Origin of the sequence: Dehalobacter sp. TeCB1 (assembly GCF_001707455.1) — a bacterium.
GTDB classification, from domain to species: domain Bacteria; phylum Bacillota; class Desulfitobacteriia; order Desulfitobacteriales; family Syntrophobotulaceae; genus Dehalobacter; species Dehalobacter restrictus.
The window spans coordinates 1-7,599 of sequence record NZ_MCHF01000063.1 but is presented as its reverse complement, the minus strand read 5'-3'; the positions used below and the strand labels follow the sequence as shown (position 1 = coordinate 7,599).

6 protein-coding genes, 2 riboswitches and 1 other annotated feature are annotated in these 7,599 nt (G+C 43.0%); of the genes, 2 read left to right on the top strand and 4 right to left on the bottom strand.

From position 1 onward, the window contains the following. Window positions 1–85 precede the first annotated feature (85 nt). Window positions 86–445 (top strand): BlaI/MecI/CopY family transcriptional regulator, encoded by a 360-nt coding sequence (locus A7D23_RS13450; protein ID WP_019225486.1) that lies wholly within the window; start codon window positions 86–88, stop codon window positions 443–445. Further along, window positions 442–2,271: a M56 family metallopeptidase gene (locus tag A7D23_RS13445; protein WP_019225487.1), complete on the top strand. Its 1,830-nt coding sequence runs from the start codon at window positions 442–444 to the stop codon at window positions 2,269–2,271. The genes A7D23_RS13450 and A7D23_RS13445 overlap by 4 nt, the downstream gene beginning before the upstream one ends. Before the next feature lie 6 nt (window positions 2,272–2,277). Here the strand turns inward: A7D23_RS13445 and A7D23_RS13440 are convergent, their stop codons facing one another. The 4 genes from A7D23_RS13440 to ablA all read right to left on the bottom strand — a co-directional run bounded on the left by A7D23_RS13440 (window position 2,278) and on the right by ablA (window position 6,831). Next, entirely contained in the window at window positions 2,278–2,577 is a 300-nt protein-coding gene (locus tag A7D23_RS13440) for a DUF3102 domain-containing protein (RefSeq protein WP_019225488.1), read from the bottom strand. A 265-nt stretch (window positions 2,578–2,842) separates the two neighbouring features. After that, a complete protein-coding gene (gene nhaB / locus A7D23_RS13435; RefSeq protein WP_019225489.1) occupies window positions 2,843–4,348 on the bottom strand; it encodes a sodium/proton antiporter NhaB in 1,506 nt (501 codons plus the stop codon). 86 nt (window positions 4,349–4,434) lie between these two features. Continuing rightward, window positions 4,435–4,526: riboswitch (cyclic di-GMP riboswitch) on the bottom strand. Between the two features lie 198 nt (window positions 4,527–4,724). Continuing rightward, window positions 4,725–5,573, bottom strand: a complete 849-nt coding sequence (ablB, locus tag A7D23_RS13430; RefSeq protein WP_019225490.1) for a putative beta-lysine N-acetyltransferase — start codon at window positions 5,571–5,573, stop codon at window positions 4,725–4,727. Beyond that, a complete protein-coding gene (ablA, locus tag A7D23_RS13425) occupies window positions 5,548–6,831 on the bottom strand; it encodes a lysine 2,3-aminomutase (RefSeq protein ID WP_019225491.1) in 1,284 nt (427 codons plus the stop codon). The genes ablB and ablA overlap by 26 nt, the downstream gene beginning before the upstream one ends. Window positions 6,832–7,136: 305 nt before the next feature. Continuing rightward, window positions 7,137–7,274, bottom strand: a riboswitch (cyclic di-AMP (ydaO/yuaA leader). Window positions 7,275–7,327: 53 nt separating this feature from the next. Continuing rightward, window positions 7,328–7,382, bottom strand: a sequence feature (sodium ion sensor (DUF1646 type); this cis-regulatory element may regulate processes involved in with the transportation of sodium ions). Window positions 7,383–7,599 lie beyond the last annotated feature (217 nt).

The window sequence follows — 7,599 nt, the reverse complement described above, 5'->3', positions numbered from 1 at the left end:
GCACCGCGGATTTTCTGTTGACAAATGAGGTCTATTGGAATAGACTTACAAGTAGGGTCTATTGAGATAAACCTTCGGAGGTATCATGGAAAGCTATAAATTATTTGATGCGGAGTATAAATTTGTCAGTATCGTCTGGGAAAAGGAACCGGTGAATTCGACTGAGCTTGTAAGGCTTTCTTTGGAAAGATTGGGCTGGAAGAAGTCAACCACTTACACGGTTTTGCGAAAGCTATGTGAACGGGGCATTTTAGACAATGCTGATGCAGTAGTCACTTCACTTGTTAAAAAGGAAGAAGTGCAGAAATATGAAAGCCAATCTTTAATCGAAAAAAACTTTGAAGGTTCTCTGCCGCAGTTTTTAACAGCGTTCCTCGATCGGAAAAAGCTTACGGCCAAGGAAGCTGAAGAACTGAAACGAATTATTGAGGAGGCGATGCAATGAACAGCTTGATGACAGTATTCAGCACTGTTGTCGATATGAGCATAACAGCTTCCTATGTGGCTCTGGGTGTGATCCTGATTCGACTGCTTCTGAAAAGGGCACCGAAAATCTTCTCTTATCTGTTGTGGCTGGCGGTTTTTTTCAGACTGGTTTGTCCAGGTTCATTTACCTCAGTTTTTAGTTTCTTAAACGTTGTCAGACCCGCAATGCAGCCTGATGCTTTGTCTGAGACGCTGGTGATGGCAGGCCTTGAGAACATAAATTATGCAATAAACGGTACAATAAACGGTTCAGTTGGCAGTACGCTGCCTCTGGTCGCAGCAATGGGTGTAAGTCCGCTTCCTATGCTGATGTTGCTTGGCAGTATGGTCTGGATTGCCGGAGTTACGGTGTTGCTGATTTGGAATATTTTTTCCTATTTTAAAATTGCAGGAAAGATCAAAACGGCTACGCTGCTGGATGCTTCTTTACCGCATATTTATGAGACAGATCAAATCAGCACGCCGTTTGTTTTTGGCTTTATCAGACCCAGAATTTATTTGCCTGCAGGCATTTCGCCCCGGGGATTGCCCTATGTACTGGCGCATGAAACGGTGCATATTAAGAGACGCGATTATCTGATCAAACCGGCGGCATTTCTGATTCTGATCATCCATTGGTTTAATCCGTTGATGTGGCTCTGTTTTGCGCTGATGGTTAAGGACATGGAAATGTCCTGCGATGAAACGGTTATTAGAAACAAGGGGCAAGGGGTCAAAGCGGATTATTCCAATTCCCTGCTGGCGTTGGCAGTTCAGAAGAACAGCTTTTGGCAGGCTGCGCCTTTAGCTTTTGGTGAAAACAATATTAAAGCGAGAATCAAAAATGTGATCCATTACAGAAAGCCCGGTGTTTGGATTGGTACGGCGGCAGTTGTTGCGATTGTAGCGTTGATGATTGGATTTGTGGCCAACCCGGTCAATGACACGGCTGCAGGACAGGAAACATACGCTGGTTATGCAGTAGATAAATTACTGGCCAACAAAACACCGTATGTAGGCAATGCCGTTAAAGTTATCGCGCTAATTGACGCGATGCCTTTGCCGGAAGGGGTTGTCCGGGATAAAGTCGAGTTGCAGACGTCGACCGCGCCGTATGGTTTAACCATTCATTACCGGATCAACGACGATTCAGCGATTTCTGCGGAAGACGGAATGATCGGTGATGTGTTTGGGCGCAATGCCATCCTGTTGTTCAGCCTAGTAGATAATGTTGAAGTCATTAACATAAAATTTACCGACAGCGTGGGAAAATATGAAGGATATAGCACGACTTACTTAAGAAGCAGAATGGAGCAAATGATGCAGAGAGATGTACGTGTATATGCCGAAAGTGCCGATTTGCTGAAGGAATTGCTTACGCGTCTGGAGCATGCGTACTTCAGTCTTGGAAATGAAGGAAATACGGCGGTCAACAAAGCCAAGCAGATTGAGCTGTGCTTGGAGAAAATCATGTCATCGCCTTTACCTTCCTCCAATCCCTATGATTATATCAAAGCGCATCAGGCAGAGTACAATATCATTCTGGCCATGGATGAACAAGCACTGCCTTACCTGTTTTCCGAATTTGCGAAAGGCGGGCAGACAGGCTTAAAGGGAAGTCTGATGGAGATCCTGTGCCGAAAGATCCTTGGCAGTGAGGATATCAAATATGCCAGTACGAATCATCAGGACTGGTATGATGCCTATAAGAAACATATCCAGGAGATAACAGACAAAAATAGTTTGATCTGGGTGCAGGATCATTATCCGAAAGGTGTACTTATTTTGGGCGGAGAACAGAATTAACTTAGACTATCTGTAACGCATTTTTCGCCCTTCTTCCGGGACTCCTAAGAGGATCACCGCCTGGGAGTATGTCAAATTACGCACCAGGGCGCAATTTGAGCTGCAGGCGGAAGCCTCGGGCAGTTTGCTCCCGTACTCTCTGAAGACCTTCATCAGTCTGTCGGCCGTACGCTGAGAGTAACTGACCGACTCCTCCAGCCACTGGCCCCATTCTCCAAACATAAGCAGGGCCTTGGCTTCCGTCAGCCGCCTTCTAATCTCGACAGCGGCGGCAAGGTAGATACTCTCCGTCCAGTATTTGATCATGTTAATTTCAGCCGCGATGACATGCGGCGTGCGTCCCCTGATGATATCCGTTGTGTATTAGATACTGTATTAGTTATTGGATCAGTCATGATATCCACACTCCTTGGGGCTAACTTCACTCGTAGGATCTGTGGACAGGCTTAAAAGTGTGACAACCTCAGTCTTAACAACGGACAATCTTTCTCATCGTATATAAGGTCACCGAAAGTCGAGATACTAAAAAATCAGTAATGCTCAAACCCTTGTAATTTGATATCCTTAAGTGTTATAACAGGTACATTGTTGCCAGTAAACCTGTTGCAGTCATAACGACGGCGTATGGCAGAGCCAGTTTTACCATCTCAGCGTAAGACAGGCGAATCAGCGGTGCAAGTGCAGAAGTCAAGAGAAACAGAAACGCCGCCTGACCATTTGGTGTGGCAACGGAAGGGATATTTGTACCCATGTTGATGGCAACTGCCAGCTTGTTGTACTGCTCCAGCGCAATAGCTCCGGCTTCAAACGCTTGCTGTGTTTCAGTCATATATACCGTAGCCACAAAAACATTGTCACTGATTGCCGAAAGGACACCGTTGGCCGCAAAGAAAGCCACAAGCTGGTTCTGCCCTTCCATGTTCAGCACCCATTGAATAATCGGCGTAAACAAATGCTGGTCATGAATAACCGCAACGACGGCAAAAAATACGACCAGCAGCGCAGTAAACGGCAATGCTTCTTCAAACGCATGACCGATGCGCTTTTCTTCAGTAACCCCGTTGAAAGCAGTAAGCAGGATAATAATCATAAGACCAATAATACCTACTTCCGCCAAGTGCAGTGCCAGGGAGAAGATCAGCATAACGCCGCACAAAGCCATAACAATCAGGCGCACACGTCCGCGCATATTCCTGGCAGCATCTTTGACTTTTACATCATCTTCCATAACATTTCTCACAGATTCCGGAAGCTGGTAGCCGTACCCCCAGAACTTAGTAACTTCAAGGATAATGGTGGTCAGAAGACCAACGATCAATACCGGGATAGACACAGGGGCACATTGTATAAAGAAATCTACGAAGTCCCATTGCATAATGGAGCCAATCAACAGGTTCTGCGGTTCACCAACCAGTGTTATTGCTCCGCCCAGCGCAGTGCCCACAGCACCATGCATCATAAGATTACGCAGAAAACCACGAAACTCGTCCAGGTCCTCATGAAGTTTCTCATCAACACTATGGTCGTGATTAATGTCATACGTTTCGTATACTTTTTCGCTGGAAGCAAACTTGTGGAAGATGCTATAGAAACCATAGGCCACGGCGATAATCACTGCCGTTACGGTCAGCGCGTCCAAAAACGCGGAAAGAACCGCACCCAGTACAGCGAACAGGAATGAAAGCGCGACTTTAGAGTGTACTTTAGTAAGGAGCTTGGAAAACAGGTACACAAGACCTTCTTTCATAAAATAGATCCCGGCAACCATGAACATCAGAAGAAGAATAACCGGCAGGTTCATTTCAACCTCGTGATAGACCATATGAGGGTTAGTAAGTCCGAGCACAACGGCTTCGATCGCCAGAAGCCCACCGGCAGGAAGCGGATAACATTTTAACGCCATTGCCAGGGTAAAAATAAATTCGACAATCAACACCCACCCGGTAACGTACATACCGGCGGTAACCATCAAAATAGGGTTCAACACCAGAAAAGCAAGAATTGTTCTTTTGTACCAGTCCGGAGCATGACCCAGAAAATTTGCTCTGAATGCTTGTCCGATGCCCATTTGTTTCATATGTACTATCCTCCCAAGTGAAAATTAAAGATATAAAAAAGAGAGTACTCCAAAACGGAACTACTCCCCCCCAAGAAGTTCATATTACTTGCAGCCTGGCAATCATAGCAACTTACAAGCAACCTTAGACCCATAGCTTTAGCGTCCTTCACTTTCACGAAGTTTGCATCAACCTGTACAACTATATATTGTTATTTTTGCTTAAGCTTTTATATTATAACAGAAAATTATTCTTTTGAATACCCTGAATATATCCACTTTATGCTGAAGTGTCCAGGTATTTATCTTAAGTATTTTGTTTTTTAATATAATCCTTTAGCAAATCAGGCTATCTCTCAAAAATCTTCTTCCCCTTGACTTACAAAATAGTATTTTACTATTTTAAAGTTTTTACCCAAATATTCATATCTTCAAAACCGCCGCAAATATGGCAGTTGTTGATTAGTCTACCCCGATACATATACCCCAGCTTGCTTAAAGACCTGTTGATTCCAAGATTGTTAGCTCTTGAAAGGCTATATGCTGTAGCAAAGCCATTGCGTTTCAAGTGTGTTTCCAGTTGGAATATCAATTCGCTTAATATGTTTCTGCCTCTATACTTTGGATAAGTGGCGCAATCAGTTATTTCAGCGTTCATGTGTTGTTTGTCAAGATCCGCCGAAGCAATACTGATAATTTTTCCTTCTTCTTCCGCTACCATATACAAAATATGATCCTGCATGACTTTTTGAAGATACTCTCTGCTGAAAATAGGAGTTGGATAGGTTTCAAATGCCGTTTGAAAAAGCTGAATTATCTGGGGAATATCGTCCGGCACGGCCTGCCTTATCGTATAGTTTTTATTCTTAGTCAGCTCGAATTTATTGGTATTCTTAACGCAATAATCGATAATTCTGTTTTCTTTCTCCTCATAGAGTGAATTTTTGCGCTTCGTATCAAGAAAAAGGGACATACAAGTTGCATCCTCTCCCTGAAAAAAACCGTCGATAACCCCCTCTGCTACAAACCCACATTCCTCAAAGAGACTAAGATCTTGTTTATAACAATTCGCAATAATCTTACCCAGATTTTCTTTTTTGGAATAATCAATAATCTCTTTGATTATCAACTCAGACAAAAGAGAATGACTCAATATTTTAAGCCTTTTATTGCGATAATCCACGTACATGTCCACACCCGAAAAGTTTGTATATAAATTTTTACATTCGTCTTGATCTATATTCATGGAAGTCCTCCCTCTTGTTGAGTCTTACGTTTGTACTTGGAATCAAGCACACTTGTTCATCTCTGTATAACTTTTCTAATCCCCGGTATTCTTTATTCTTGAATTTACTGCACGTGCCGCATTTTCGGCACTGGTGCGTTTTATCCCGAGGCTCGCTATACGTGCAAATTACACCTTCATAATTTCTAAGAATGACCTTTTCAGGGGAATATGAAATCAAGTATTGTGGATTGACTGGGATCTTCCCCCCGCCTCCAGGCGCATCCACAACAAACTGTGGAATAGCTAGACCCGAGGTATGTCCACGCAGCATTTCTATGATTTCAATCCCTACAGAAACCGGAGTTCTGAAATGCTCTATTCCTTCTGAAAGGTCGCACTGATAAAGGTAATATGGTCTAATTCTGGAGCTTACCAGTTTCTGAACCAAATCACGCATTATATAGGGGCAATCGTTAATGTCTTTTAAAAGTACAGATTGGTTGCCAAGAGGAATTCCGGCATCTGCCAATTTCTCACATGCCATGCGAGCCTCAACTGTCAATTCCTTGGGGTGGTTAAAGTGAGTATTCAGCCAAATTGGATGATATTTTTTCAGCATTTTGCAGAGCGTATCGGTAATTCTCTGAGGCATGACAACTGGTGTTCTTGTGCCTATCCGTATTATTTCCACATGTTTGATTTCTCGTATTGATCTTATGATTGCTTCCAGCCTTTCATCAGAGAGGCATAAGGCGTCCCCTCCTGACAAAAGTACATCTCTGACTTCTTTATGCGCTCTGATATAATTAATCGCCCGTTTGATATTGTCCTGGGAAAGAGCCCTATCCTCATGCCCGGCAAATCGTCTTCTTGTACAGTGGCGACAATACATTGAACACTGATCAGTAATAAGCAAAAGTACCCTGTCCGGATATCTGTGAGTAAGACCCGGGACTGGCGAGTCGACTGTTTCATGCAGCGGATCACAACTGTCGAACTTGGATATTTTAGTTTCATGAACCGTCGGTATTGCTTGCCGCCGTATAGGGCAATGCGCATCATTAGGATTCATGAGCATCGCATAATAGGGTGTTATTGCCATACGTAATTTTTTAAGACTTACTTCTACTCCCTGGCGCTCATCCTGGGTAAGATTGACCACCTGTACCAACTGATCTATTCCGGTGATTCGATTGGCAATCTGCCATTGCCAATCCTGCCATTGTTCTGTCGTTATATCTTTCCATAAAGGTATATCCCTGTAATCTCTCGGCATTTCATTATGCTCCTCTCCAATCTTTATTCAGCCTGTTCCTCCTTTAATCTCTCCTAAATGTTTGCCTCTTTTATGGCTGTGGGCGACTGCATATTGCCGCTACGATTCTGATATCATCTTCTTGTAATAATACTCCGGCAATTTCCTTACCTGTTCTGCCAAGACCCGAAATACATACAGAAATCATAGCAATCCTTCCTTTTTGATAATTGTTTTTTCTTCAATAAAAAATGCTGCAGAGAGGTCCCTGCAGCATATGCCTAAAAAATTTATACCCTAACTAAAGGTGTCATCAAGCATATTAATCACCTTCTCTTCCAACGCTTACGAGATTAGCTGACGGATTCGGGTCGAAAGAGCCTAACCCTACCAAAGCACCTGCTATGGATTCACCCCTATTTGTTTGGGTCTCCCGTTCCATACGGATTCAGCGTTTAAAATAAATTCAGTTTTGTTCTTTGATAAAAACATAAGGTGAAAAGCTAACACATTAAGTAGCCTCCCACCCCAGAGCCTTGTTTCTCTTGAAAATGGCAAGTGCCATTCCAACCGAAAGCAAACGTATTATGTTTTGCATATCCTATTTACTGAATCCAGCCAAAATATTAGCTGATAAATATAGAATAACAAAAGATTAATTTACTCAACTTTCCCACCATTAAATAATGGTTAAAGCCATGATTTTTCTGACACATCAGGTTGCAAACAACAATCGTTCTTTGAAAGACCGTGGAATAGTGCTAAGAAAAGTATCCATAATCATATTGG

Excerpts from the sequence above, each read along its gene's own strand:
- ablA (WP_019225491.1), bottom strand. The coding sequence starts at position 6,831 with ATGCCGAGAGATTACAGGGATATACCTTTATGGAAAGATATAACGACA.
- nhaB (WP_019225489.1), bottom strand. The coding sequence starts at position 4,348 with ATGAAACAAATGGGCATCGGACAAGCATTCAGAGCAAATTTTCTGGGT.
- A7D23_RS13440 (WP_019225488.1), bottom strand. The coding sequence starts at position 2,577 with ATGATCAAATACTGGACGGAGAGTATCTACCTTGCCGCCGCTGTCGAG.
- A7D23_RS13450 (WP_019225486.1), top strand. The coding sequence starts at position 86 with ATGGAAAGCTATAAATTATTTGATGCGGAGTATAAATTTGTCAGTATC.
- ablB (WP_019225490.1), bottom strand. The coding sequence starts at position 5,573 with ATGAATATAGATCAAGACGAATGTAAAAATTTATATACAAACTTTTCG.
- A7D23_RS13445 (WP_019225487.1), top strand. The coding sequence starts at position 442 with ATGAACAGCTTGATGACAGTATTCAGCACTGTTGTCGATATGAGCATA.